The organism is Ottowia beijingensis (assembly GCF_042680925.1).
In the GTDB taxonomy this organism is placed as follows: Bacteria; Pseudomonadota; Gammaproteobacteria; order Burkholderiales; family Burkholderiaceae_C; genus Ottowia; species Ottowia beijingensis.
The window spans coordinates 134,476-158,461 of sequence record NZ_JBHUEP010000012.1 but is presented as its reverse complement, the minus strand read 5'-3'; the positions used below and the strand labels follow the sequence as shown (position 1 = coordinate 158,461).

Annotated in this window: 26 protein-coding genes, 1 tRNA gene and 1 riboswitch; of the genes, 23 read left to right on the top strand and 4 right to left on the bottom strand. The window is 64.8% G+C overall.

Annotated elements, in window-relative coordinates; genetic code table 11:
* Positions 1-21 precede the first annotated feature (21 nt).
* The 21 genes from ACFSCU_RS16285 (at position 22) to ACFSCU_RS16185 (ending at position 18,325) form a co-directional block, all read left to right on the top strand.
* A complete protein-coding gene (locus ACFSCU_RS16285) occupies positions 22-1,035 on the top strand; it encodes an NAD(P)H-quinone oxidoreductase (RefSeq protein WP_377561158.1) in 1,014 nt (337 codons plus the stop codon).
* A 1-nt stretch (position 1,036) separates the two neighbouring features.
* On the top strand, positions 1,037-1,783 hold the full coding sequence (tpiA, locus tag ACFSCU_RS16280) for a triose-phosphate isomerase (protein WP_377561157.1): 747 nt from the start codon (positions 1,037-1,039) through the stop codon (positions 1,781-1,783).
* A gap of 41 nt (positions 1,784-1,824) precedes the next feature.
* On the top strand, positions 1,825-2,274 hold the full coding sequence (secG, locus tag ACFSCU_RS16275; RefSeq protein ID WP_180549282.1) for a preprotein translocase subunit SecG: 450 nt from the start codon (positions 1,825-1,827) through the stop codon (positions 2,272-2,274).
* A 129-nt stretch (positions 2,275-2,403) separates the two neighbouring features.
* Positions 2,404-2,488, top strand: a tRNA-Leu gene (locus tag ACFSCU_RS16270).
* A 55-nt stretch (positions 2,489-2,543) separates the two neighbouring features.
* On the top strand, positions 2,544-2,903 hold the full coding sequence (locus ACFSCU_RS16265) for an NADH-quinone oxidoreductase subunit A (RefSeq protein ID WP_333705682.1): 360 nt from the start codon (positions 2,544-2,546) through the stop codon (positions 2,901-2,903).
* A 38-nt stretch (positions 2,904-2,941) separates the two neighbouring features.
* Positions 2,942-3,421 (top strand): NuoB/complex I 20 kDa subunit family protein, encoded by a 480-nt coding sequence (locus ACFSCU_RS16260; RefSeq protein WP_333705681.1) that lies wholly within the window; start codon positions 2,942-2,944, stop codon positions 3,419-3,421.
* 2 nt (positions 3,422-3,423) lie between these two features.
* Positions 3,424-4,032: an NADH-quinone oxidoreductase subunit C gene (locus ACFSCU_RS16255; protein WP_333705680.1), complete on the top strand. Its 609-nt coding sequence runs from the start codon at positions 3,424-3,426 to the stop codon at positions 4,030-4,032.
* 31 nt (positions 4,033-4,063) lie between these two features.
* Entirely contained in the window at positions 4,064-5,317 is a 1,254-nt protein-coding gene (locus ACFSCU_RS16250) for an NADH-quinone oxidoreductase subunit D (protein WP_180549279.1), read from the top strand.
* The gene (gene nuoE / locus ACFSCU_RS16245) at positions 5,314-5,832 is read left to right on the top strand and encodes an NADH-quinone oxidoreductase subunit NuoE (protein ID WP_180549278.1); all 519 of its coding nucleotides are present in this window, start codon (positions 5,314-5,316) and stop codon (positions 5,830-5,832) included. Before ACFSCU_RS16250 ends, nuoE begins: the two co-directional genes overlap by 4 nt.
* 4 nt (positions 5,833-5,836) lie before the next feature.
* Positions 5,837-7,183, top strand: coding sequence for an NADH-quinone oxidoreductase subunit NuoF (gene nuoF / locus ACFSCU_RS16240; RefSeq protein ID WP_377561156.1), 1,347 nt, complete (start codon positions 5,837-5,839; stop codon positions 7,181-7,183).
* Positions 7,184-7,201: 18 nt separating this feature from the next.
* Positions 7,202-9,316, top strand: a complete 2,115-nt coding sequence (gene nuoG / locus ACFSCU_RS16235; RefSeq protein WP_377561155.1) for an NADH-quinone oxidoreductase subunit NuoG — start codon at positions 7,202-7,204, stop codon at positions 9,314-9,316.
* A complete protein-coding gene (nuoH, locus tag ACFSCU_RS16230) occupies positions 9,313-10,395 on the top strand; it encodes an NADH-quinone oxidoreductase subunit NuoH (protein WP_180549277.1) in 1,083 nt (360 codons plus the stop codon). The genes nuoG and nuoH overlap by 4 nt, the downstream gene beginning before the upstream one ends.
* Positions 10,396-10,409: 14 nt before the next feature.
* Complete coding sequence (gene nuoI, locus ACFSCU_RS16225; RefSeq protein WP_180551634.1) at positions 10,410-10,919, top strand: NADH-quinone oxidoreductase subunit NuoI; 510 nt, start codon at positions 10,410-10,412, stop codon at positions 10,917-10,919.
* Positions 10,920-10,942: 23 nt separating this feature from the next.
* Positions 10,943-11,614, top strand: coding sequence for an NADH-quinone oxidoreductase subunit J (locus tag ACFSCU_RS16220; RefSeq protein WP_180549276.1), 672 nt, complete (start codon positions 10,943-10,945; stop codon positions 11,612-11,614).
* Positions 11,611-11,919, top strand: coding sequence for an NADH-quinone oxidoreductase subunit NuoK (nuoK, locus tag ACFSCU_RS16215; RefSeq protein WP_180549275.1), 309 nt, complete (start codon positions 11,611-11,613; stop codon positions 11,917-11,919). Before ACFSCU_RS16220 ends, nuoK begins: the two co-directional genes overlap by 4 nt.
* Before the next feature lie 7 nt (positions 11,920-11,926).
* Positions 11,927-13,942, top strand: a complete 2,016-nt coding sequence (nuoL, locus tag ACFSCU_RS16210) for an NADH-quinone oxidoreductase subunit L (RefSeq protein ID WP_180549274.1) — start codon at positions 11,927-11,929, stop codon at positions 13,940-13,942.
* 17 nt (positions 13,943-13,959) lie between these two features.
* Positions 13,960-15,435, top strand: coding sequence for an NADH-quinone oxidoreductase subunit M (locus tag ACFSCU_RS16205; protein WP_180549273.1), 1,476 nt, complete (start codon positions 13,960-13,962; stop codon positions 15,433-15,435).
* Between the two features lie 10 nt (positions 15,436-15,445).
* A complete protein-coding gene (gene nuoN / locus ACFSCU_RS16200; protein ID WP_377561154.1) occupies positions 15,446-16,933 on the top strand; it encodes an NADH-quinone oxidoreductase subunit NuoN in 1,488 nt (495 codons plus the stop codon).
* Between the two features lie 4 nt (positions 16,934-16,937).
* Positions 16,938-17,243, top strand: coding sequence for a DUF2818 family protein (locus ACFSCU_RS16195; RefSeq protein ID WP_180549272.1), 306 nt, complete (start codon positions 16,938-16,940; stop codon positions 17,241-17,243).
* Position 17,244: 1 nt separating this feature from the next.
* Positions 17,245-17,832, top strand: a complete 588-nt coding sequence (locus ACFSCU_RS16190) for an NUDIX domain-containing protein (RefSeq protein WP_180549271.1) — start codon at positions 17,245-17,247, stop codon at positions 17,830-17,832.
* A gap of 10 nt (positions 17,833-17,842) precedes the next feature.
* Positions 17,843-18,325 (top strand): DUF1178 family protein, encoded by a 483-nt coding sequence (locus ACFSCU_RS16185; RefSeq protein WP_180549270.1) that lies wholly within the window; start codon positions 17,843-17,845, stop codon positions 18,323-18,325.
* A 131-nt stretch (positions 18,326-18,456) separates the two neighbouring features.
* Here ACFSCU_RS16185 and fnr read toward each other — a convergent pair whose 3' ends face one another.
* Entirely contained in the window at positions 18,457-19,176 is a 720-nt protein-coding gene (gene fnr, locus ACFSCU_RS16180) for a fumarate/nitrate reduction transcriptional regulator Fnr (RefSeq protein WP_180549269.1), read from the bottom strand.
* Positions 19,177-19,362: 186 nt separating this feature from the next.
* Here fnr and hemN point away from each other — a divergent pair, with 186 nt between their 5' ends.
* Both hemN and ACFSCU_RS16170 read left to right on the top strand, forming a co-directional pair.
* Positions 19,363-20,745 (top strand): oxygen-independent coproporphyrinogen III oxidase, encoded by a 1,383-nt coding sequence (gene hemN / locus ACFSCU_RS16175; protein ID WP_180549268.1) that lies wholly within the window; start codon positions 19,363-19,365, stop codon positions 20,743-20,745.
* An 82-nt stretch (positions 20,746-20,827) separates the two neighbouring features.
* Entirely contained in the window at positions 20,828-21,505 is a 678-nt protein-coding gene (locus ACFSCU_RS16170; protein ID WP_180549267.1) for a sulfite exporter TauE/SafE family protein, read from the top strand.
* 137 nt (positions 21,506-21,642) lie between these two features.
* Here the strand turns inward: ACFSCU_RS16170 and ACFSCU_RS16165 are convergent, their stop codons facing one another.
* The 3 genes from ACFSCU_RS16165 to ACFSCU_RS16155 all read right to left on the bottom strand — a co-directional run bounded on the left by ACFSCU_RS16165 (position 21,643) and on the right by ACFSCU_RS16155 (position 23,644).
* Positions 21,643-22,467, bottom strand: a complete 825-nt coding sequence (locus tag ACFSCU_RS16165) for a sulfite exporter TauE/SafE family protein (RefSeq protein WP_377561153.1) — start codon at positions 22,465-22,467, stop codon at positions 21,643-21,645.
* A gap of 587 nt (positions 22,468-23,054) precedes the next feature.
* Entirely contained in the window at positions 23,055-23,396 is a 342-nt protein-coding gene (locus ACFSCU_RS16160; protein ID WP_180549266.1) for a cell division protein ZapA, read from the bottom strand.
* Positions 23,393-23,644, bottom strand: a complete 252-nt coding sequence (locus ACFSCU_RS16155) for a restriction endonuclease subunit S domain-containing protein (RefSeq protein WP_180549265.1) — start codon at positions 23,642-23,644, stop codon at positions 23,393-23,395. The genes ACFSCU_RS16160 and ACFSCU_RS16155 overlap by 4 nt, the downstream gene beginning before the upstream one ends.
* Before the next feature lie 57 nt (positions 23,645-23,701).
* Positions 23,702-23,965, top strand: a riboswitch (cobalamin riboswitch).
* Positions 23,966-23,986 lie beyond the last annotated feature (21 nt).

The following is a 23,986-nucleotide window of genomic DNA, read 5'->3' as shown; positions in this document are numbered from 1 at the left end:
GGCCTGGAGGTTGATTTGACCATGAAATGCATCGAGATCCGCGAATACGGCGCACCCGAGGTATTGGTGCCCGCCGAGCGCGCCACTCCGGTGGCCGGCGCGGGCGAGGTGCTGATCCGCGTCAGCGCCTCCGGCGTCAACCGCCCCGACGTGCTGCAGCGCACCGGCAACTACCCGGTGCCGCCTGGCGCGTCCGATCTGCCGGGGCTGGAAGTGGCGGGTGTCATCGAATCCGGTGATGCCGGGGCGATGGCCGAAGCAGGGTTCAAGCCGGGCGACCGCGTGTGCGCGCTGGTGGCCGGCGGTGGCTACGCTGAGTATTGCGTGGCGCCCGTCGCGCAGTGCCTGCCGGTGCCGCAGGGTCTGAGCGATGTCGAGGCCGCCTCGCTGCCCGAGACCTTCTTCACCGTGTGGAGCAACGTGTTCGACCGCGGCCGCCTGCAGCAGGGCGAAACCCTGCTGGTGCAGGGCGGCACCAGCGGCATCGGCGTCACGGCCATCCAGATGGCCAAGGCCGCCGGCGCCACGGTGATCGTCACCGCGGGTTCGGATGAAAAATGTACCGCAGCCCTTGAACTGGGTGCGGATCACGCTATCAATTACAAAGCAACCGACTTTGCCGAGGAAGCCCGGAAGCTGACCGATGGGCAGGGTGTCGATGTCATCCTCGACATGGTGGCCGGCGACTACGTGAAGCGCGAGGTGGATTGCCTGGCCGAGGACGGGCGCCTCGTCATCATCGCCGTGCAGGGCGGCACCAAGGCCGACTTCAACGCCGGCCTGGTGCTGCGCCGGCGCCTGACCATCACCGGCAGCACGCTGCGCCCGCGGCCGGTGGCGTTCAAGGGAGCCATTGCGCAGGCGCTCAAAGCGCGGGTCTGGCCCTGGCTGGAGAACGGCACCATCAAGCCCGTGATCCACAGCGTGTTCCCGGCCACCGAGGCGGGCGATGGCCTGCCCAGCGGCGCGGCGCGCGCGCATGCGCTGATGCAGAGCAATCAGCACATCGGCAAGATCGTATTGACCTGGAACTGACATGAGCAAGAGAAAACTCATCGCCGGCAACTGGAAGATGAATGGCAGCCTGGCCGCCAACGAGGCCCTGGTGAAGGAGCTGCTGGCCGGCATCGGCCAGCCCGCGTGCGACGTGGTGGTCTGCCCGCCCGGCGTCTATGTCGCGCAGCTGCAGGGCCTGCTGGCGGGCTCGCCCATCGAACTGGGCGTGCAGAACGTGTCGACGCACGAGAATGGCCCCTTCACCGGCGACGTGTCGGCCGACATGCTGAAGGACTTCGGCGTGCGCTACGCCATCGTCGGGCACAGCGAGCGGCGCCTGCACCAGGCCGAGAGCGACGTGCACGTGGCCATCAAGGCCAAGCGCGCGCTGGCGGCGGGCATCACCCCCATCGTGTGCGTGGGCGAGACGCTGCGCGAGCGCGAGGAGGGTATGACCGAGTTCATCGTCAAGCGCCAGCTGGCCGCGGTGATCCACCTCAACGGCCACTGCACCAGCGAGATCGTGGTGGCCTACGAGCCCGTGTGGGCCATCGGCACCGGCAAGACCGCCACGCCCGAGCAGGCGCAGGCCGTGCACGCCGTGCTGCGTGCGCAGATCAAGGCCGCGACCGAGCACGCCGACCGCGTGCGCATCCTCTACGGCGGCAGCATGAACGCCGGCAACGCCGCCGAGCTGCTGGCGCAGCCCGACATCGACGGCGGCCTGATCGGCGGCGCAGCGCTCAAGGCCCCTGAATTCCTGAAGATTATTGGCGCTGCCGCTTGATGGGCGGGCGCCGGATGCTATTGATTTTGGAGTAAACAAGCATGAATTTCGTCTTGAACCTGGTGCTGGTGGCGCAGATCGTGTCGGCGCTGGCCATGGTCGGCCTGATCCTGATGCAGCACGGCAAGGGTGCCGACATGGGTGCGGCCTTCGGCAGTGGTGCATCGGGCAGTCTGTTCGGTGCCTCCGGCAGCGCCAACTTCCTGTCACGCGCCACGGCAGCGCTGGCGACGGTGTTCCTGGTCAGCACGCTGGCCCTGGCGTACTTCGGCTTCAGCGTGCGCAGCGCACCGGCCAGCGGCGGCAGCGTGCTGGATCGCGCACCGATCACGGCACCTGCGGGCGCCGCGTCGGCGCCGGTGCCCACGCCTGCGGGTGCTGCGGATGCGATCCCGTCGGGCGCTGCCACAACGCCGGCGCCCACGGCTTCGGCGGCTGCCGTGCCGCCGGCTTCGGCAGCCAGCGGTGCCGCGCAGATTCCAACCAAGTAAGCGCCCTGCAAGTTGATCTTGAAAACCACCGCCTCCCTCTGTAACGGGTGGTTTTTCAGGGTAAACTCCTAGGTGCTCTGGCAGCATGTCACGCTCACATCAAGTTCGCATGACAGCCGGAAAAATTCAGCCGTCGTGGTGAAATTGGTAGACACGCTATCTTGAGGGGGTAGTGGCGAAAGCTGTGCGAGTTCGAGTCTCGCCGACGGCACCAGACACAAGCGCCTGCAGGCACGCGCCAGCGCAGGCCATAACGACAAAGACGCCCGATGAATCTCGCCCAGTATCTTCCCGTTCTGCTCTTCATTCTGGTGGGCTTGGCTGTCGGGGCGCTCTGTCTGGGCATGGGCAACCTGCTGAAGCCGCACAAGGCCGACGCGGCCAAGAACTCGCCCTACGAGTGCGGCTTCGAGGCCTTCGAGGACGCGCGCATGAAGTTCGACGTGCGCTATTACCTCGTCGCCATCCTGTTCATCCTGTTCGATCTTGAAATCGCCTTCCTCTTCCCCTGGGCCGTCGCGCTCAAGGACGTGGGACTGGCCGGTTTCGTTGCCGTGCTGATTTTCCTGACGATCCTCGTGGTGGGGTTCGTGTACGAATGGAAAAAAGGCGCGCTTGATTGGGAGTGAGTCCTGGGGCGGCAGCGCCCCTGACAGGAAGTTTGCACATGAATGAACAGCTTCAGCAAAAGGGCTTTCTGCTCACCGGCGTCGACGCGGCGGTGAACTGGGCCAAGACCGGCTCGCTGTGGCCGGTCACTTTCGGCCTGGCCTGCTGCGCAGTGGAGATGATGCACGCCGCTGCGGCGCGCTACGACATCGCGCGCTTCGGCGCCGAAGTGTTCCGCGCCAGTCCGCGCCAGTCCGACCTGATGATCGTGGCCGGCACGCTGTGCAACAAGATGGCGCCGGCCCTGCGCAAGGTCTACGACCAGATGGCCGAGCCGCGCTGGGTGCTGAGCATGGGCTCGTGCGCCAATGGCGGCGGTTACTACCACTACAGCTACTCCGTGGTGCGCGGCTGCGACCGCATCGTGCCGGTGGATGTGTACGTGCCGGGTTGCCCGCCGACCGCGGAAGCCTTGCTGTACGGCATCATCCAATTGCAGCAGAAGGTGCGTCGCACCAACACCATCGCGAGGGTGTGAGCATGACCGAGATCGCAATTGCTCCCGAAGCCCTGAAAGACACGCTGGCGACCGCATTGGGTGCGCTGGCGCAGCACGTCAGCGTGGCGCTGGGCGAAGTGACCGTTACGGTGGCGCCCGCGCAGTACCACGAGGTCATGAAGACGCTGCGCGACGCCGCGGGTTGCCGCTTCGAGCAGCTCATCGACCTCTGCGGCGTCGATTACTCCACCTATGGAGACGGCCGCTGGGAAGGCCCGCGCTTTGCCGTCGTGTCGCATCTTCTGTCCGTCAGCCTGAACCAGCGCGTGCGCCTGCGGGTGTTCTGCGCCGACGACGACTTTCCGGTGGTGCAGTCGGTCAATGACCTCTGGAGTTCGGCCAACTGGTTCGAGCGCGAGGCGTTCGACCTGTACGGCATCATGTTCGAAGGCCACGCCGACCTGCGCCGCATCCTGACCGACTACGGTTTCATCGGCCACCCGTTCCGCAAGGACTTCCCGCTCTCTGGTCACGTGGAAATGCGCTACGACGCCGAGCGCCAGCGCGTGGTGTACGAGCCGGTGTCGATCGAGCCGCGAGAAGTCACGCCACGCGTGATCCGCGAAGACCATTACGGGGGGCTGCACTGAACGCGCGCTGTAGCGAGTTCGTCTTTGACCCATGGCTGAAATCAAGAACTACACCCTGAACTTCGGTCCGCAGCACCCGGCCGCGCACGGCGTGCTGCGTCTGGTGCTCGAACTCGATGGCGAGGTCGTGCAGCGTGCCGACCCGCACATCGGCCTGCTGCACCGCGCCACCGAGAAACTGGCCGAGCACAAGACCTTCATCCAGTCGCTGCCCTACATGGACCGGCTGGACTACTGCTCGATGATGTGCAACGAGCACGCGTACTGCCTGGCCATCGAGAAGCTGCTGGGCATCGAGGTGCCGATCCGTGCGCAGTACATCCGCGTGATGTTCTCCGAGATCACGCGCATCATGAACCACCTGATGTGGCTCGGCTCGCACGGCAACGATTGCGGTTCGTCCACCATGCTGATCTACACCTTCCGCGAGCGGGAGGATCTGTTCGACATGTACGAGGCGGTTTCGGGCGCGCGTATGCACGCGGCCTACTTCCGTCCCGGCGGCGTGTACCGCGACCTGCCGGAAACCATGCCGCAGTACAAGGCCAGCAAGCTGCGCAACGCCAAGGGCATGGAGCAGCTGAACGCCAACCGCCAGGGTTCACTGCTGGACTTCATCGAAGATTTCACCCGGCGCTTCCCCAAGTGCATCGATGAGTACGAGACGCTGTTCACCGACAACCGCATCTGGAAGCAGCGCACGGTAGGCATCGGCGTCGTGGCGGCCGAGCGTGCCCTGAATCTCGGCATGACCGGTCCCATGCTGCGTGGCTCGGGCATCGCCTGGGATCTGCGCAAGAAGCAGCCCTACGACGTGTACGATCAGATGGACTTCGACATCCCGGTCGGCAAGACCGGTGACAGCTACGACCGTTATCTGGTGCGCGTGCAGGAGATGCGGCAATCCAACCGCATCATTCAGCAGTGCGCGAACTGGTTGCGTGCCAACCCCGGTCCGGTGATCGTCGACAACTACAAGGTCGCGCCGCCTTCGCGTGAGTCGATGAAGACCAACATGGAAGAGCTGATCCACCACTTCAAGCTCTTCACTGAAGGCATGCACGTGCCGGAGGGCGAAGCCTATGCTGCGGTCGAGCATCCGAAGGGCGAATTCGGCATCTACCTGATCAGCGACGGTGCCAACAAGCCTTACCGCATGAAGATCCGGCCGCCGGGGTTTGTGCACCTGTCCACGCTGGACGAACTGGCCAAGGGCCACATGCTGGCCGACGCCGTGGCCATCATCGGCACGCTGGATATCGTGTTTGGAGAGATCGATCGATGAGCACCGCCGTCGCAACCGCCGCTGCGGCTCCCCTGTCAGATGCTACGCTGGCGCGTTTTGCCCGCGAGGTCGCCAAGTACCCCGCCGAGCAGAAGCAGTCGGCCGTGATGGCGTGTCTGGCCATCGTGCAGCAGGAGCAGGGCTGGGTCAGTTCCGAAAGCGAGAAGGCCGTGGCCGAATACCTGGGCATGCCGCCCATGGCCGTGCATGAGGTCACGACCTTCTACAACATGTACAACCAGAAGCCGGTGGGCCGCTTCAAGCTTGCCGTGTGCACCAATGCGCCGTGCATGTTTGCGGGCGGACCCGAGGCCTTGAAGCACCTGTGCGACAAGCTGGGCATCGAGCCTTATGGCACCACGGCCGATGGTCAGTTCACCGTTCAACCCTGCGAATGCCTGGGTGCGTGCGGGGATGCGCCGGTGATGCTGGTGAACGACCGCAACATGTGCAGCTTCATGTCCAACGACAAGCTGGATCAACTGGTCGATGGCCTGCGCCGGGCGGAGGACTGAACCCATGGCACGTGTGCAAGACATCCTCGCGCAGTTCCAGGCCAAGGGCGTGGAAACCTGCTTTCATGGCCGCCATATCGATCCCCAGATCTACGCTGGCTTGAATGGCAGCAACTGGGGCTTGAAGGACTACGAGGCGCGCGGTGGCTACCAGGCGCTGCGCAAGATCCTAGGCCAGGATGGCGGTGCCGGCATGACGCAGGATGAAGTGATTGCCGAACTGAAGGCATCCAGCCTGCGCGGTCGCGGTGGCGCGGGCTTCCCGACTGGCCTCAAGTGGAGCTTCATGCCGCGCAACTTTCCCGGCCAGAAGTACCTGGTGTGCAACTCGGACGAGGGCGAGCCGGGCACCTTCAAGGACCGCGACATCCTCATGCACAACCCGCATGCGGTGATCGAGGGCATGGCCATCGCGGCCTACGCCATGGGCGCCAGTGTGGGCTACAACTACATCCACGGTGAAATCTTCCAAGTCTACGAACGCTTCGAAGCCGCCATTGAGCAGGCGCGTGAAGCAGGCTACCTGGGCCGGGGCGTGATGGGCAGCAAGTTCGATTTCCAGCTCCACGCGCACCACGGTTTCGGTGCCTACATCTGCGGCGAGGAAACCGCGCTGCTGGAATCGCTGGAAGGCAAGAAGGGGCAGCCGCGCTTCAAGCCGCCGTTTCCGGCCAGTTTCGGCCTGTATGGCAAGCCGACCACCATCAACAACACCGAAACCTTCGCCGCCACGCCCTGGATCATCCGCAACGGTGGTCAGGCCTATCTGGAATGCGGCAAGCCGAACAACGGTGGCACCAAGATTTTCTCGATCCAGGGCGATGTGGAGCGTCCCGGCAACTACGAGATCCCCATGGGCACCCCGTTCGCCAAGCTGCTGGAGCTGGCCGGCGGCGTGCGCGGCGGCAAGACGCTGAAGGCGGTGATTCCGGGGGGTTCCTCGTCCCCGGTGCTGCCGGCCGACATCATCATGCAGTGCACGATGGACTACGACTCCATTGCCAAGGCCGGCTCGATGCTGGGCTCCGGCGCCGTGATGGTGATGGACGATTCGCGCGACATGGTCGAAACGCTGCAGCGCCTGTCGTACTTCTACATGCACGAATCGTGCGGTCAGTGCACACCCTGCCGGGAGGGTACGGGCTGGCTGTGGCGCATGGTGCACCGCATCCAGAACGGGCAGGGCCGGCCAGAGGATCTGGCCAAACTCGACAACGTGGCGGAAAACATCATGGGCCGCACCATCTGCGCCCTGGGTGACGCCGCAGCGATGCCGGTGCGTGCCATGCTGAAACATTTCCGGCACGAGTTCGCGGCCAAGATCGATGCTGCAATGAAGGCGGCCGCCTGATCGGATCGGACTGAGCAAATGGTTGAAATCGAAATCGACGGCAAGAAGGTGGAAGTGCCTGAAGGCAGCATGGTCATGCATGCAGCCGAGAAGGCTGGTACCTACATCCCGCACTTCTGCTATCACAAGAAGCTCTCCATCGCTGCCAATTGCCGCATGTGCCTGGTGGATGTGGAGAAGGCGCCCAAGCCCATGCCGGCCTGTGCTACGCCGGTGACGCAGGGCATGGTGGTGCACACGCAGACCGACAAGGCCGTGAAGGCGCAGAAGTCGGTGATGGAATTTCTGCTCATCAACCACCCGCTCGACTGCCCGATCTGCGACCAGGGCGGCGAATGCCAGCTTCAGGATCTGGCGGTGGGTTATGGCGCATCGGGGTCTCGCTACGGGGAAGAAAAGCGCGTGGTGTTCCACAAGGATGTGGGGCCGCTCATTTCGATGGAGGAAATGAGCCGCTGCATCCATTGCACCCGCTGTGTGCGCTTCGGCCAGGAGATTGCCGGCGTGATGGAGTTCGGCATGTCCCATCGCGGCGAGCACTCCGAGATCGAGACCTTCATCGGGCAGTCAGTGGATTCCGAGCTGTCGGGCAACATGATCGACATTTGCCCGGTCGGCGCACTGACCAGCAAGCCGTTCCGCTACAGCGCCCGCACCTGGGAGCTGTCGCGCCGCAAGAGCGTCAGCCCGCACGATTCGACCGGCACCAACCTGATCGTGCAGGTCAAGAGCAATCGGGTGATGCGCGTCGTGCCGCTCGAGAACGAGGCCGTCAACGAGTGCTGGATCGCTGATCGCGACCGTTTCTCCTATGAGGCGCTGAATGGCGAGGAGCGCCTGACCAAGCCCATGCTCAAGCAGGGGGGTGCCTGGAAAGAGGTCGATTGGCGGACGGCGCTGGAGTACGTGGCCAACGGCCTGAATCAGGTCAAGGCGCAGCACGGCGCAGGGGCCATCGGTGCCCTGGTCAGTCCGCACAGCACCTTGGAAGAGCTGTATCTGGCCGGCACGCTGGTGCGCGGGCTCGGCAGTCAGAACATCGACCATCGGTTGCGCCACCAGGAGTTTGCGCCAACCGAAGGCATCCGCTGGTTGGGCATGCCCATCGCAGCGTTGTCCAAACTGCAGAGCGTGCTCGTCGTCGGCTCCAACCTGCGCAAGGACCATCCTCTGTTTGCACAGCGAATTCGGCAGGCAGCGCGCCACGGATGTGCAGTGAGTGCTATTACTTCCGAAGCGTTGCTGAAGACTGAAGGCGCCTGGGCCATGCCCTTGAGCGCCCACACGCTGGCAGAACCCGGAGAGTGGGTGCAACGGCTGGCGGACGTGGCTGCCGCGATGGCAGAGCAGAAAGGCGTTTCGGCGCCTGCTGCCGGCACATCGACCGACGCAGCCAAGGCCATCGTGCAGGCGCTCATGTCGGGCGAGCAGAAGGCGATCCTGCTGGGCAATGCGGCTGCACACCACCCCAAGGCATCGAGCCTGCTGGCACTGTGCCAATGGATCGGGGCGCAATCGGGTGCCGTGGTCGGTTATCTGACCGAGGCGGCGAACACCGTGGGGGCGCAGTTCGTCAAGGCGCTGCCGCAGGATGGTGGCCAGAACGCAGCACAGATGCTGGCGGGTGGTTTGAAAGCAGCCCTGTTTCTCAACTGTGAACCTGGCGCGGATACGGCGGGGCGGCCACTGTCGGGATGCGACATGGTGGTCACCTTGAGCCCGTTCAAGGCGAACCTGGATATCAGCGACGTGCTGCTGCCCATTGCGCCGTTCACTGAAACCTCCGGCACCTTCGTCAACGCGGAAGGACGCGTGCAGAGTTTCCACGCCGTGGTGCGTCCTCTGGGTGAGGCGCGCCCGGCCTGGAAGGTGCTGCGTGTGCTGGCCGACATGCTGGGCATCGCACAACCTGCTTACGACAGTTCGCAGGAAGTGCTCGCGCAGGCCCTCGGCGGTGCTGAACCGGACACCATTCCGACAGCGGTCCTGAGCAACCGGACGACTGCATCGATCGATGCAGGGCCGTCGTTCGTGGCTGGGGTGCCGGTCGGCATCTACCAGTTGGATGGCATCGTGCGCCGTGCGCCCTCGCTGCAATTGACGGCCGATGCACGAGAAGGAGCCGCAGCATGATCGACGCCTTCTACAACGGTGGCCTGCATCTCTTCAGCGGTGGCTGGTGGTCGGGCATCGCCTGGCCGGTGATCTGGAACCTCATCAAGATCGTGGTGGTGCTGCTGCCCTTGATGGGCGCCGTCGCCTACCTGACGCTGTGGGAGCGCAAGCTGCTGGGTTACATGCAGGTGCGTCACGGCCCGAACCGCACGGGGCCTTGGGGTCTGCTGCAACCCATTGCTGATGCAGTCAAGCTGCTCACCAAGGAAATCATTCGACCGACGGCTGCCAACAAGCCGCTGTTCTTCCTGGGGCCGCTGATGGCCATCATGCCGGCGCTGGCGGCGTGGGTGGTGATCCCGTTCGGCCCCGACATGGCGCTGGCCAACGTCAATGCCGGCTTGCTGCTGGTCATGGCCATCACGTCGATCGAGGTCTATGGTGTGATCATTGCGGGCTGGGCCTCCAACTCGAAATACGCGTTCCTCGGTGCGCTGCGCGCTTCGGCGCAAATGGTCAGTTACGAAATCGCCATGGGCTTCTGCTTCCTGGTGGTGCTGATGGTTTCGGGCAGCATGAACCTGACCGACATCGTGATGGCACAAGGGCAGGGCATGGCGGCCGACAAGGGCCTGGCCTTCCTGTCCTGGAACTGGTTGCCCCTGCTGCCCATCTTCGTCGTCTACCTGATCTCGGGTGTGGCCGAGACCAACCGCCATCCGTTCGACGTGGTGGAGGGCGAGGCCGAGATTGTGGCCGGTCACATGGTCGAGTATTCGGGCATGGGTTTTGCCACCTTCTTCCTGGCGGAATACGCGGCCATGTGGCTGGTGTCGATCCTGGCCGTGATCATGTTCCTGGGTGGCTGGCTGTCGCCCATCGACAGCGCTTTGTTCAACTGGGTGCCGGGCTGGATCTGGCTGGGCATCAAGACCTTTATCGTGGTGTCGATGTTCATCTGGATCCGTGCCACGTTCCCGCGCTTCCGTTACGACCAGATCATGCGCCTGGGCTGGAAGATCTTCATTCCCGTCACGCTGGTCTGGCTGCTCGTCGTGGGCTTCTGGATGCACAGCCCGTGGAACATCTGGCATTGAACGGAGGAGGAGTCATGGCTTCCGTAGCAGCATCACCTTTTTCGCTTCGCGACTTCTTCAAGAGCTTCATGCTCGTGGAACTGCTCAAGGGCATGGCCCTGACCGGTCGGTACGCCTTCAGCCGCAAGGTGACGATTCAGTTCCCGGAAGAGAAGACACCGCTGTCGCCGCGCTTTCGCGGCCTGCATGCGCTGCGCCGTTACGAAAACGGCGAAGAGCGCTGCATCGCCTGCAAGCTGTGCGAGGCGGTGTGTCCTGCCGTGGCCATCACCATCGAGGCCGGGCAGCGTGAAGACGGCTCGCGCCGCACGACACGTTACGACATCGATCTGACCAAGTGCATCTTCTGCGGTTTTTGCGAGGAAAGCTGCCCGGTGGATTCGATCGTCGAGACGCACATCCTCGAATACCACGGCGAGAAGCGCGGTGATCTGTATTTCACCAAGGACATGCTCCTGGCCGTTGGTGACCGGTACGAAACCGAGATCGCCGCTGCCAAGGCGGCCGACGCCAAGTACCGCTGAAGGCGAACAGACCAGACAAGACCATGGACGTCACCACCGCCTTTTTCTACCTGTTTGCACTCGTGCTGCTGTTTGCGGCATTCCGGGTGGTCACCGCGCGCAACCCCGTGCATGCGGTGCTGTTTCTGATGCTGGCCTTCTCGCAGGCCGCCGGCATCTGGCTGCTGCTCAAGGCCGAGTTCCTTGCCATCACGCTGGTGCTGGTCTACCTGGGCGCGGTCATGGTGCTGTTCCTGTTCGTGGTGATGATGCTGGATATCCACATCGACAGCCTGCGGCAGGGGTTCTGGCGTCACTTTCCGCTGGCCCTGGTCATCGGTGCGTTGATTACCCTGGAGATGGCCGTGGTGCTGTTCGGCGGTTTCCGCATCAGCGAGGCGCCGACCGTGCCGGAAACCGTGACCAACGCGGCGGGCGAGGTGGTCCAGTATTCCAACACCAAGGCGCTGGGCACGCTGCTCTACAGCAAGTATCTGTACCCCGTGGAGATCGCGGCCGTGCTGCTGCTGATCGCCATGATCACCGCGATCGCGCTGACGCTGCGTGAGCGCAAGGACAGCAAGAAGATCGATCCCGCGCTCCAGGTCCGGGTTCGTGCGAGCGACCGGCTGGAGATGGTGAAGATCGAACCGACGCAGGCGCCCGTGCCTGTGGAGCCGCAGGCCGCCGCGCCCGCGGAGGAGGGCAAGCAATGACCTTGACGCTCGCGCACTTCCTGACGCTGGGTGCGATCCTGTTCGCGCTCTCGGTGGTCGGGATCTTCCTGAACCGCAAGAACATCATCGTGCTGCTGATGGCGATCGAGTTGATGCTGCTGGCCATCAACATGAACTTCGTCGCCTTCTCGCATTACCTGGGCGACATGCACGGGCAGGTGTTCGTGTTTTTCATCCTCACGGTGGCCGCTGCCGAGTCGGCCATCGGTCTTGCCATCCTGATGCTGCTGTTCCGCACCAAGTCCAGCATCAATGTGGATGAGCTCAATTCGCTGAAGGGCTAAAAGAACAATGAGTCAGACCCTTTCTGCCGCAACCCTGCTGACCGTGCCGCTGGCACCGCTGGCAGGATCGTTGCTGGCCGGTATCCTGGGCACTGCATTTGGTGGCAACCGCATTGGCCGCGCGGCTTCGCACGGGGCGACCATCCTGGGCGTGCTGGTGGCCTTCATCCTGTCGGCCCTGACCCTCCAGAGCGTGCTGGGCGGCGCCCATTTCAACCAGACCATCTACGAATGGATGACGGTGGGCAACCTGAAGATGGAGGTCGGCTTTCTGATCGACAGCCTGACCGCCACGATGATGTGCGTGGTGACCTTCGTGTCACTGATGGTGCACATCTACACCATCGGCTACATGGCCGAGGACGACGGCTACAACCGTTTCTTCTCCTACATCTCGCTGTTCACGTTCTCGATGCTCATGCTCGTCATGAGCAACAACTTCCTGCAGCTGTTCTTCGGCTGGGAGGCCGTGGGCCTGGTGTCCTATCTGCTGATCGGCTTCTGGTACAAGCGCGAGACGGCCGTCTTCGCCAACATGAAGGCCTTTCTGGTCAACCGCGTCGGCGACTTCGGTTTCATCCTCGGCATCGGGCTGATCGCGGCATTCGCCGGCACGCTCAACTACAGCGAGGTGTTCGCCAAGTCCGGCGAACTGGCGGCCATGGGCTTCCCGGGCACCGACTGGATGCTGATCACTGTCATCTGCATCGGCTTGTTCGTCGGTGCCATGGGCAAGTCCGCGCAGTTCCCGCTGCACGTGTGGCTGCCCGACTCGATGGAAGGCCCGACGCCGATCTCGGCACTGATTCACGCGGCGACCATGGTGACAGCCGGCATCTTCATGGTGGCGCGCATGTCGCCGCTGTTCGAGCTGTCCGACACTGCGCTCAACTTCATCCTGATCATCGGGGCGATCACTGCGCTGTTCATGGGCTTTCTGGGGATCATCCAGAACGACATCAAGCGCGTGGTGGCCTATTCCACGCTGTCGCAGCTGGGCTACATGACGGTGGCGCTGGGCGCTTCCGCCTATTCGGTGGCCGTGTTCCACCTGATGACGCACGCCTTCTTCAAGGCGCTGCTGTTCCTGGCGGCCGGCTCCGTGATCATCGGCATGCACCACAATCAGGACATCCGGTGGATGGGTGGCGTGCGCAAGTACATGCCCATCACCTGGATCACCTTCCTGCTCGGCTCGCTGGCGCTGATCGGCACACCGTTCTTCTCCGGCTTCTACTCCAAGGACGCCATCATCGAAGCGGTGCATGCGAGCACTCTTCCCGCTGCGGGCTTCGCCCACTTTGCCGTGCTGGCCGGCGTGTTCGTGACGGCCTTCTATTCGTTCCGCCTGTATTTCCTGGTGTTCCACGGGAAGGAGCGCTTTGACCAGAACCCGGACGCGCATCATGACGATCACGGCCACGGGCATGGCCACGACGAGAAGCCGCACGAATCTCCCTGGGTGGTCTGGCTGCCGCTGGTGCTGCTGGCGATTCCGTCCGTGGTCATCGGCGCCATGACCCTGATGCCGATGCTGTTCGGCGACTTCTTCAAGGGCGTGATCCATGTCGATGCGGCCCGCCATCCGGCGATGGCGGAACTGGCCGAGAAGATTCACGGCTGGGCGGCGATGGGCGTGCACGGCTTTGTCACGGCGCCGTTCTGGTTGGCGCTGGCGGGCGTGGTGGCGGCGTTCTACATGTACATGATCAATCCGGCGCTGCCGGCCGCCATCAAGCACATGTTCCAGCCGGTCTACACCGTGCTCGACAACAAGTACTACATGGACTGGTTCAACGAGAACGTCATTGCGCGCGGTGCACGCCTGCTGGGCACCGGTCTCTGGCAGGGCGGTGATCGTGCCCTGATCGATGGCGCCCTGGTCAATGGTTCCTGGAAGCTGGTGGGCTGGGTGTCGGGCATCGTGCGCCGGTTGCAGTCTGGCTACCTGTACCACTATGCGCTGGTGATGATTCTGGGCATCTTCGTGCTGATGACGTACTTCGTCTGGCTCAACAAGTAAGGAAGAGCGAGAACAAAATGGGTTGGTTGAGCCTTGCCATCTGGACGCCGATTGTTTTCGGCGCCGTGTTGCTGGCACTGGGCCGGGAGAGTCAGGCGCAGCTCGTGCGCTGGATCGCTCTCATCGGGTCGGTGATCAGCTTTCTGGTCACGATTCCGCTGTACACCGGTTTCAGACTCGGCACCGCCGAGATGCAGTTCGTCGAGAAGACGTCCTGGATCGAGCGTTTCAACGTGAACTACCACCTGGGTGTCGACGGCATTTCGGTCTGGTTCGTGCTGCTGACGGCCTTCATCACGATCATCGTCGTCATTGCCGGCTGGGAAGTGATCCAGCGCAAGGTCAACCAGTACATGGCGGCCTTCCTGATCCTGTCGGGCCTCATGGTCGGCGTGTTCGCGGCGCTCGACGGCGTGCTGTTCTACGTGTTCTTCGAGGCCACGCTGATCCCGATGTACCTGATCATCGGCATCTGGGGCGGCCCCAACAAGATCTACGCCGCGTTCAAGTTCTTCCTGTACACGCTGCTGGGTTCGCTGCTCACCCTGGTGGCCTTCATCTACCTGTACACGAGTTCGGGCGGCAGCTTCGATATCCTGACCTGGCACAAGCTGCCGCTGTCGGGCACGGCGCAGTCGCTGCTGTTCTTTGCGCTGTTCGCGGCCTTCGCGGTCAAGGTGCCGATGTGGCCGGTGCACACCTGGTTGCCGGACGTGCACGTCGAGGCACCGACGGGCGGCTCCGCCGTGTTGGCGGCCATCATGCTGAAGCTGGGTGCCTACGGTTTCCTGCGCTTCTCGCTGCCGATCCTGCCCGATGCCTCGCGTGAATGGGCCTGGCTGATGATCGCGCTGTCGCTCATCGCCGTGATCTACGTCGGCCTGGTGGCCCTGGTGCAGCAGGACATGAAGAAGCTGGTGGCCTATTCGTCGGTGGCGCACATGGGTTTCGTCACGCTGGGCTTCTTCGTCTTCAACGACCTGGGCATCACCGGTGGCCTGGTCCAGATGATCGCGCACGGCTTCGTCTCGGGTGCCATGTTCCTGTGCATCGGCGTGCTGTACGACCGCGTGCATTCGCGCGAGATCGCCAGCTACGGCGGCGTGATCAACACCATGCCGCGTTTCACCACGTTCGCGCTGCTGTTCGCCTTTGCCAACTGCGGCATGCCGGGCACGGCCGGCTTCGTGGGCGAATGGATGGTGATCCTGGCGTCGGTGAAGGCCAATTTCTGGCTCGGCCTGCTGGCAGCCACGGCGTTGATCACCGGCGCCGCCTACACGCTGTGGATGTTCAAGCGCGTCTATCTGGGTCCGGTCGCCAACGACGACGTGCGCCAGCTCAAGGACATCAATGGCCGTGAATTCCTGATGCTGGCGGTGCTGGCCGTCGCCGTGCTGTGGATGGGCCTGTATCCCAAACCGATGACCGACGTGATGGATGCGTCGGTGGCCAACCTGCTCAAGCAAGTGGCGGTATCCAAGCTGAATTGAGGACGTGCAGATGATTGACAGATTCAGTTGGATCGCCATTTATCCGGAGATCGTGCTCCTGGTGATGGCGTGCGTGATCGCGCTGACCGACCTGCTCGACAAGAGCCAGCGCCGCATGGGCGCCTACATCCTGTCGGTGCTCACCTTGCTGGCCGTGGCTGGCCTGACCGCCACGTATGCCATCGGCGGGCAGACCATCTACGGCTTCGAGGGCATGGTGGTCAGCGACCCCATGGCCAATTGGCTGAAGTGCTTTGCCGCCTTGGCGGTGCTGGTGACCTTTGTCTACGGCCGCACCTACGTGGTCGAGCGCGGCATGCTGCGCGGTGGCGAATGGTATGTGCTCAGCCTGCTGTCGTTGCTGGGCGGCTTCGTGCTGATCTCGGCCAACAACTTCATCCTGATCTACCTCGGGCTCGAGTGCCTGACGCTGTCCGGCTATGCCCTGGTGGCGCTGCGCCGCGACCACGGCACCGCGGTCGAGGCGGCGATGAAATACTTCGTGCTGGGCGCCATGGCGTCGGGTTTCCTGCTCTACGGCCTGTCGATGCTGTACGGCGCCACCGGCACGCTCGACATCGCCGGCGTCTTCAAGGCCGTGGCGTCGGGCCAGATCAAGCAGCAGGTGCTGGTGTTCGGGCTGGTGTTCATCGTCGCAGGCCTGGCGTTCAAGTTCGGTGCCGTGCCGTTCCACATGTGGATCCCGGACGTCTACCAGGGCGCGCCCACGGCCTCCACGCTGATGATCGGGGCCGCGCCCAAGCTGGCGGCCTTCGCCATGGCCATCCGCCTGCTGGTCGAGGGGTTGCTGCCGCTGGCGTTCGACTGGCAGCAGATGCTGGGCCTGCTGGCGATCGCCTCGCTGTTGATCGGCAACCTGGCCGCCATCGCGCAGACCAACCTCAAGCGCATGCTGGCCTATTCCACCATCTCGCAGATGGGCTTCGTGCTGCTGGGCCTGATGGCGGGCGTGGTCAACGGCAATGCGCTGGCGGCGGCCAACGCCTACAGCTCGGCCATGTTCTACATCGTCACCTACGTGTTGACCACGCTGGTGAGCTTCGGCGTCATCCTGCTGCTGTCGCGCGAAGGCTTCGAGAGCGAGGAGATCGCCGACTTTGCCGGCCTGAACCAGCGCAGCCCGCTGTATGCCGGCATCATGGCCATCTGCCTGTTCTCGCTGGCGGGCCTGCCGCCGCTGGTGGGCTTCCAGGCCAAGCTGTCGGTGCTGCAGGCGCTGGTCAGCACCGGGCTGGCAGCGTACATCGCGCTGGCGGTGTTCGCGGTGATCATGTCGCTGATCGGTGCCTTCTATTACCTGCGCGTCATCAAGGTCATGTACTTCGACGACGCAGCCATCGACGCACCGATCCAGGCGCCGCTCGACATGCGGGCCGTGCTGTCGCTCAACGGCGCGCTGCTGCTGGTGTTGGGCATTCTGCCGGGTGCGCTGATGGCGCTGTGCGCCAAGGCCATCGTGCAGATGCTGGCGACCTGACGGCATGTCGCAGAACCTGTCCATCTGGCTGCTGATCGGGCTGGCTGCCATTGCCGCCAACCTGCCGTTCATCAACCAGCGCCTGATGACCGTGGTGCCGCTGCGCACGCCGGTCAAGTCGCTGGCGTGGCGGCTGGCCGAGCTGGTGGTGTGGTACTTCATCGTCGGCGGCGTCGGCATGGCGCTCGAAAAGTCGATGGGGCAGAACTACCCGCAGGGTTGGGAGTTCTATGCCGTCACGGCCTCGCTGTTCCTGACCCTGGCGTTCCCCGGATTCGTTTACCGCTATCTGGCGCGGCGCCGCGCCTGACATGAGCAAGCTGGCGGAACAGCGGGTGGACAGCCAGGAGCTGTTCAAGGGCGGCTTCCTGCACGCCTTCCGCGACCAGGTGCGCCTGCCCAATGGCCAGCTCACGCAGCGCGAATACGTGGTGCACCCCGGCGCGGTGATGATCGTGCCCTTGCTGGAAGCGGCCGATGGCGCCATGCAGCTGGTGCTGGAGCGCCAGTACCGCTACCCGGTGCAGCAGGAGATCATCGAGTTCCCGGCCGGCAAGCTCGACCCTGGCGAAGACACCTTGGCCTGTGCCCAGCGCGAGCTGCGCGAGGAAACCGGCTACACCGCCCGCGAATGGGCGCGTGCCGGCGTGCTGCACCCGGTGGTGTCGTATTCCACCGAGTTCATCGAGATCTGGTTCGCCCGCGGGCTGCAGCCGGGCGAACGGCGCCTGGACGAGGGCGAGTTCCTGGACGTGTTCACCGCCTCGGCCACGCAGTTGTACGACTGGTGCCGCGCCGGGCAGATCACCGACGCCAAGACGCTGATCGGCGCGCTGTGGCTGCAGAATGTGCAGAGCGGGGCCTGGCCGTTGGATTGGCAGGCCGCGGGCGCCGTGTGAGGGTGGACCGATGAAGGTGCTCGATCTGCAATGCACCCAGGGCCATGCGTTCGAGGGTTGGTTCTCGTCCGAGGACGATTTTCAGAGCCAGCTGGCGCGCCAGTTGGTCGAATGCCCGCTGTGTGGCGACCGGGCGGTGGCCAAGCTGCCCAGCGCGCCGCGCCTGAACCTGAGCGGCGCCGGCAGCGCGCCCGCTGCAGCCGAGGCGCACGCCGGAGCAGGGCGCAGCGCCAGCGATGCCGCCCCCGTGGCCGCCATGCCGCCGGCCGCACTGCAGGCCGCCTGGATGCACATGGTGCGGCGCGTGATGGCCAGCACCGAGGACGTGGGCGAGCGCTTTGCCGAAGAGGCGCGCAAGATGCACTACGGCGAATCGAAAGAGCGCGGCATCCGCGGCCAGGCCACGCCGGCGCAGACCGAGGAACTCCTGGACGAAGGCATCGCCGTCATGCCGCTGCCGATTCCGGCCGGCTTCAAGAACACCTTGCAATAGTTTTGATAGCTGCTTGCTCTTGATATACAAAGATTTCAGTATGAAATCATTCTGAAATCAAGGTATAGCAGGCGCAAGCAGCTATCAATATGAAAGCGACCGGGCGCTGCCAGCTTCAGGGCAACAACCCCTCAGGCGCAGGCCGGCGCGTTGACGATGGCGCGCAGTGCCTCGGTGTCCAGGATGCGCACGTGGCGCTGCTTGACCTCGACGATGCCTTCCTCGGCGAACTTCGAGAAGGTGCGGCTCACCGTCTCCAGCTTCAGGCCCAGGTAGCTGCCGATTTCCTCGCGCGTCATGCGCAGCACCAGCTCGCTCTGCGAGAAGCCGCGCGCATGCAGCCGCTGCACCAGGTTCAGCAGAAAGGCGGCCAGGCGCTCCTCGGCGCGCATGCTGCCCAGCAGCAGCATCACGCCGTGCTCGCGCACGATCTCGCGGCTCATGATCTTGTGCACGTGGCTTTGCAGCGCCGGCACTTCGCGCGACAGCTCCTCGATGCGGTCGTAGGGCATCACGCACACCTCGGCGTCTTCCAGCGCCACGGCGTCGCAGCTGTGGCGGTCGGCCACGATGCCGTCCAGGCCGATGATCTCGCCCGCCATCTGAAAGCCCGTCACCTGGTCGCGCCCGTCGGCCGTGGCCACACAGGTCTTGAAGAAGCCGGTGCGGATGGCGTACAGCGCGTTGAAGCGGTCGCCGTTGGAGAACAGCGCCGCGCCGCGCTTGATCTTGCGGCGCGTGGCCACCAGGTCGTCCAGACGCCCGATGTCCGACTCCGACAGGCCCATCGGCATGCACAGCTCGCGCAGATTGCAGTTGGAACAGGCTACGCGGATGGTCTGGGGTGTCATGTAAGGCGAAGGAATCGGGGGTGACGGATGGCAACGGCACAGGCATTTTAGGCGAGGGTGGCGCCAGGCGGCCGCGGCCTTGATCCAGCACAAATCCCGACGATTCAGCTCGGTTAAATTGATCGTCGTCAAGGAAACGGGTCGCGCTCCCGGCGACAGTTGGCTTTGCTAGTCAAAGGAAGTCCGATGCAAGCCATCACCACCGAACTGCTCACCAAATTCGACGTGCCCGGGCCGCGCTACACCTCGTACCCGACGGCGGACCGCTTCGTCGAGGCGTTCGGCGAGGCCGATTACATCCAGGCGCTGGAGCAGCGCCGCGCCGGCCCGGCCGCCATGGCGCTGCCGCTGTCGCTGTACGTGCACATTCCGTTCTGCGAATCGCTGTGCTACTACTGCGCCTGCAACAAGATCATCACCAAGCACCACGACCGCAGCGCGCCCTACCTGCGCTACCTGAGCCGCGAGGTGGACCTGCACGTGGCGCGCATCGGCGCCGGCCAGGCCGTCAGCCAGCTGCACCTGGGCGGCGGCACGCCCACCTTCTTCAGCGACGACGAACTCAGCGAGCTGATGGCCATGCTGCGCCGCAACTTCAGCCTGGTGCCGGGCGGCGAGTATTCGATCGAGGTCGACCCGCGCACCGTCACGCCCGAGCGGCTGCGCCACCTGGCACAGCTCGGCTTCAACCGCCTGTCGTTCGGCGTGCAGGATTTCGACCCCATCGTGCAGAAGGCGGTGCACCGCATCCAGCCGGCCGAGCAGGTGTTTGCCCTGGTCGCCGCGGCGCGCGAGATCGGCTTCGAGTCGATCAACGTCGACCTGATCTACGGCCTGCCCAAGCAGACGCCCGAATCCTTCGACCGCACGCTGGCCCAGGTGGCCGAGCTGCGGCCCGACCGCATCGCGCTGTACGCCTACGCGCACCTGCCCGAGCGCTTCAAGCCGCAGCGGCGCATCATCGCCATCGACCTGCCGGGTGCACCCAACAAGGTGGCGATGCTGGCGCGCTCGCTGGCGGCGTTCGAGGCCGCGGGCTACGACTACATCGGCATGGACCACTTCGCGCTGCCCAACGACGCCCTGGCCGTGGCCAAGCGCCAGGGCCGGCTGCACCGCAACTTCCAGGGCTACAGCACGCAGCCCGATTGCGACCTGATCGGCCTGGGCGTGTCGGCCATTGGCAAGGTGGGCGCCACCTACAGCCAGAACGCCAAGTCGCTGGAGGAATACCAGGACCTGCTGGACCACGGCCATCTGCCCGTGGCGCGCGGGCTGGCCGTGTCGCGCGACGATTTGCTGCGGCGCTGCGTGATCATGGCGCTGATGTGCCAGGGCGAGGTGATGTTCGAATCGGCCGAGCTGGCGCACCTGATCGACTTCAGGAGCTACTTCGCCAGCGAGCTGGAAACCCTGCGCGGCATGCAGGACCAGGGCCTGGTGGAGTTGAGCGACACCGGCATCAAGGTCACGCCCATGGGCTGGTTCTTCGTGCGCGGCGTGGCCATGGTGTTCGACAAGTACCTGCAGGCCGACCGCACGCGGGCGCGCTTCTCCAAGATCCTCTGATCGTCCCCGCCCGGCCCGTGAAGGCGTCTGCGCATGACTTTGCGCAACGCCCTGCGGTGGCCGGCGCCCTTAGACTTGGGCCATGCAAACTTCTCTTCTGGTCACCGCGCTGCTGATGGGGCTGGCCGGTGGCCCGCACTGCATTGCCATGTGCGGCGCGGCCTGCGCCGGCATCGGGCAGGCGGCGGCGCCGCACAGCACGCGGGCCATCGGCACGTTCCAGCTGGGCCGCGTGATCGGCTACGGCGCCCTGGGCGGGCTGGCAGCGGCCACCATGCAGGGGCTGGGCTGGCTCACCGTGCAATCGGCCGCGCTGCGCCCGGTGTGGACCATGGTGCACGTGGCCGCCGTGCTGATGGGCCTGGCACTGGTGGTGCTGGCGCAGCAGCCCGTGTGGCTGGAAACGGGCGCGCGCCGCATCTGGACCAAGGTGCGTTCGGCCACGCAGTCGATGGGCCTGGCCGCGCCGCTGGGCCTGGGCGTGGCCTGGGCGCTGCTGCCCTGCGGGCTGCTGTATTCGGCGCTGATGGTGGCGGCACTGGCCGGCAGCGTGGCCGGTGGCGCGGCGGTGATGGCGGTGTTCGCCATCGGCTCGGGCGTGTCGCTGTGGGCCGGGCCGTGGCTGCTGCTGCGGCTGGGCAGCAACGGGCGCGGCGCCTGGAGCATGCGCATCGCCGGCCTGGCGCTGATGGCCGTCTCGGCCTGGGGCCTGTACATGGGCCTGGTGCACGACCAGGCGCCGTGGTGCGTCGTGCCTTGATGCAGAACGAAGAAAATGATAGCTGCTCGCGCTCGCTAATCGGCGATTTCAGGCATATTTGTGACTGAAATCGTTTATTGACGGGCGCAACCAGCTATCAAAATCATGGCACCCTGCAACGGCCGCACGCCGCTGCATCAGCCCGCCGTGGCACCCAGCCCCTTCATCAGCATGTAGCCCGCCAGCACGAACAGCACCAGCGCGAACACGCGCTTGAGCTTCTTCACCGGCAGCGCATGCGCCGCCTTGGCGCCCAGCGGCGCCATCAGCACGCTGCAGCTGGCGATGACCACCAGCGCCGGCAGCCACAGGTAGCCGAAGGCGTAGGGCGGCAGCCCCTCCAGCCGCTGCCCGGCGATGACGTAGCCCACCACGTTGGCCAGCGCAATCGGGAAGCCCAGCGCCGCGCTGGTGGCCACCGCGTTGTGAATGGCCACGTTGCACGAGGTCATGAACGGCACGCTGACGAAGCCGCCGCCCGCACCCACCAGGCCGGACAGAAAACCGATCACCCCGCCCGCGCCCAGCAGCCCTGGTGTGCCCGGCAACTGGCGCGTGGGCGCCGGCTTCTTGTCGAGGAACATCTGCGAGCCCGAGAACGCCACGAAGGCCGCGAACACGAAATACAGCGCCGCGCCCTTGAGCAGCGCGAACACGCCCAGGCTGGCCACCATGGCCCCCAGCACGATGCCCGGCGCCAGGCGCTTGACGATGTCCCAGCGCACCGCCCCCTTCTGGTGGTGCGCGCGCACGCTGCTGACCGAGGTGAAGATGATCGTCGCCATCGACGTCGCAATCGCCATCTTCACCGCCAGCCCCGGCTCCACACCGCGCCCGCTGAGAATGGCCGAGATGAACGGCACCATGATCATCCCGCCCCCGATGCCCAGCAGCCCGGCCAGAAAGCCAGTGACAAGGCCGAGCACGGCGAGCTGGACGACAAGAATAGGTTCGATGGGCATGGAGAGCGGGGAAGGAGGAGAAAAGCGAGCGACAGGCAAAAAAGAAAGCAGCGCTCAACAACACACGGTGGCTGATCAAAAAGACGGCGACGCCCAGAACCCCAAGAAATCAAATGGCCGCGGAGCAGGCCATGCAAGTGGCGCCGTGGCCGGGCTTGCACCGGCCACTGGCGTCGTCCCCCCGCTCGACAGGGGGGAAGGCGCGCCAGCGCCTCAGGGGGGAACGCCGAATTAGGTGTCTGCGAATGCCACCGGACCGTCATCCTGAACGCAGGGGTTCAGGTGGGCGAGGTCAACCTGATCCTGGGATCATCTGACGCGAGACGTTCACGCCGACCAGGCGATGTTCCAAGCCCGGGCTCATATGAGCATTGGTTCAAGGAAATATAAAGCCCGGCGTGCATTCACAGACAGGATGGATTTTACCCCCCTGAGGCGCTGGCGCGCCTTCCCCCCTGCTGCGCGGGGGGACGCAGCCAGCGGCCTGGCAAAGCCAGCGCAGCGGCTGCCGCGAGCACTCCTCCGCCTGCGGCGAAGTCGTACTTCTTGGTCGGCTTCAGAAGGAGGGGCGGATCGAAACAGGCCGCTTACAGCAGACGCCCGTCGTCACTCAGCGCCTCGTCCAGCCGGCCGAGCAGGGCGCCCAGGGTGGCTTGCTCGGCCACGCTCAGCGCGGGTGCATCACCGGATGCAGCTGCCGCGGCGTCGTCGGCGGGGGCCGCAGTGCGCTGCGGCTCGGTCAGCTCGAAGGCCATGTTCAGCGCCGCCAGCACGGCGATGCGGTCGCGCGCCTTGATCTTGCCGGCGTCGCGGATCTTGCACATGGCGGCGTCGACGCGTTGCACGGCCTGCTGCAGGCGCTCCTCGCCGCCCTCGGGGCAGCCTAGCAGGTAGCCCTGGCCCATGATCTTGACTTCGAGCTGCTTCATGCGGCGCCCTCCTTGTCGTCGCTGGCCGGCGCGGCGGCCACTGCAGCGGCGGCGGCAGGCAGGCGGTCGATCAGCGAATCGACCCGCGCACGCGCCGCCATGAGGCGCGACTTGAGGTTGTCGCGCTCGTGCGTCAGCGCCTGCACCTGCTGCGTCAGCAACTCGTTGGTGCGGCGCAGTTCCTCGTGGCGCACGAGCAGGCGTTCCACGCGCTCGGCAATCTGTTCGATCAGGGGTGGGTTCGTCATCGGGGCGCACTCGGGTCGGGATAGCCGGGGATTGTAGGCGGCGCCTGCAGGGCGGCGCTTACAATCACCGGCGTTGGTGCTCGCGCGCCGTGACTCTCACGGCCGCAGTTCAACGGGAAGCAGGAGGGCTTGCCGGTCACCTCCGACCGGTGCCTAACCTGCGCTGCCCCCGCAACGGTAAGCGGACGGCGCCCTGACGCAGCTCAGGCGCCGGCTCCAGCCTCACACCGCCACTGGTTCATCACACACGATGCCGGGAAGGCGAGGCGACACGGAGCAACCACCGCCAGCCCGGATACCGGCCAACGAGGAGGACCGCGCAGTGCCCGAGGAGGGCGGTGC

What these genes read in the sequence shown, in the direction of transcription:
- ACFSCU_RS16265 (WP_333705682.1), top strand. Translation starts at nt 2,544, where the DNA reads ATGAATCTCGCCCAGTATCTTCCCGTTCTGCTCTTCATTCTGGTGGGC.
- ACFSCU_RS16220 (WP_180549276.1), top strand. Translation starts at nt 10,943, where the DNA reads ATGGACGTCACCACCGCCTTTTTCTACCTGTTTGCACTCGTGCTGCTG.
- tpiA (WP_377561157.1), top strand. Translation starts at nt 1,037, where the DNA reads ATGAGCAAGAGAAAACTCATCGCCGGCAACTGGAAGATGAATGGCAGC.
- ACFSCU_RS16160 (WP_180549266.1), bottom strand. Translation starts at nt 23,396, where the DNA reads ATGAAGCAGCTCGAAGTCAAGATCATGGGCCAGGGCTACCTGCTAGGC.
- ACFSCU_RS16195 (WP_180549272.1), top strand. Translation starts at nt 16,938, where the DNA reads ATGTCGCAGAACCTGTCCATCTGGCTGCTGATCGGGCTGGCTGCCATT.
- ACFSCU_RS16205 (WP_180549273.1), top strand. Translation starts at nt 13,960, where the DNA reads ATGGGTTGGTTGAGCCTTGCCATCTGGACGCCGATTGTTTTCGGCGCC.
- nuoK (WP_180549275.1), top strand. Translation starts at nt 11,611, where the DNA reads ATGACCTTGACGCTCGCGCACTTCCTGACGCTGGGTGCGATCCTGTTC.
- ACFSCU_RS16260 (WP_333705681.1), top strand. Translation starts at nt 2,942, where the DNA reads ATGAATGAACAGCTTCAGCAAAAGGGCTTTCTGCTCACCGGCGTCGAC.
- nuoF (WP_377561156.1), top strand. Translation starts at nt 5,837, where the DNA reads ATGGCACGTGTGCAAGACATCCTCGCGCAGTTCCAGGCCAAGGGCGTG.
- secG (WP_180549282.1), top strand. Translation starts at nt 1,825, where the DNA reads ATGAATTTCGTCTTGAACCTGGTGCTGGTGGCGCAGATCGTGTCGGCG.
- nuoI (WP_180551634.1), top strand. Translation starts at nt 10,410, where the DNA reads ATGGCTTCCGTAGCAGCATCACCTTTTTCGCTTCGCGACTTCTTCAAG.
- ACFSCU_RS16170 (WP_180549267.1), top strand. Translation starts at nt 20,828, where the DNA reads ATGCAAACTTCTCTTCTGGTCACCGCGCTGCTGATGGGGCTGGCCGGT.
- ACFSCU_RS16190 (WP_180549271.1), top strand. Translation starts at nt 17,245, where the DNA reads ATGAGCAAGCTGGCGGAACAGCGGGTGGACAGCCAGGAGCTGTTCAAG.
- ACFSCU_RS16155 (WP_180549265.1), bottom strand. Translation starts at nt 23,644, where the DNA reads ATGACGAACCCACCCCTGATCGAACAGATTGCCGAGCGCGTGGAACGC.
- ACFSCU_RS16185 (WP_180549270.1), top strand. Translation starts at nt 17,843, where the DNA reads ATGAAGGTGCTCGATCTGCAATGCACCCAGGGCCATGCGTTCGAGGGT.
- ACFSCU_RS16285 (WP_377561158.1), top strand. Translation starts at nt 22, where the DNA reads ATGAAATGCATCGAGATCCGCGAATACGGCGCACCCGAGGTATTGGTG.
- nuoL (WP_180549274.1), top strand. Translation starts at nt 11,927, where the DNA reads ATGAGTCAGACCCTTTCTGCCGCAACCCTGCTGACCGTGCCGCTGGCA.
- nuoG (WP_377561155.1), top strand. Translation starts at nt 7,202, where the DNA reads ATGGTTGAAATCGAAATCGACGGCAAGAAGGTGGAAGTGCCTGAAGGC.
- ACFSCU_RS16255 (WP_333705680.1), top strand. Translation starts at nt 3,424, where the DNA reads ATGACCGAGATCGCAATTGCTCCCGAAGCCCTGAAAGACACGCTGGCG.
- ACFSCU_RS16165 (WP_377561153.1), bottom strand. Translation starts at nt 22,467, where the DNA reads ATGCCCATCGAACCTATTCTTGTCGTCCAGCTCGCCGTGCTCGGCCTT.
- fnr (WP_180549269.1), bottom strand. Translation starts at nt 19,176, where the DNA reads ATGACACCCCAGACCATCCGCGTAGCCTGTTCCAACTGCAATCTGCGC.
- nuoH (WP_180549277.1), top strand. Translation starts at nt 9,313, where the DNA reads ATGATCGACGCCTTCTACAACGGTGGCCTGCATCTCTTCAGCGGTGGC.
- hemN (WP_180549268.1), top strand. Translation starts at nt 19,363, where the DNA reads ATGCAAGCCATCACCACCGAACTGCTCACCAAATTCGACGTGCCCGGG.
- nuoN (WP_377561154.1), top strand. Translation starts at nt 15,446, where the DNA reads ATGATTGACAGATTCAGTTGGATCGCCATTTATCCGGAGATCGTGCTC.
- nuoE (WP_180549278.1), top strand. Translation starts at nt 5,314, where the DNA reads ATGAGCACCGCCGTCGCAACCGCCGCTGCGGCTCCCCTGTCAGATGCT.
- ACFSCU_RS16250 (WP_180549279.1), top strand. Translation starts at nt 4,064, where the DNA reads ATGGCTGAAATCAAGAACTACACCCTGAACTTCGGTCCGCAGCACCCG.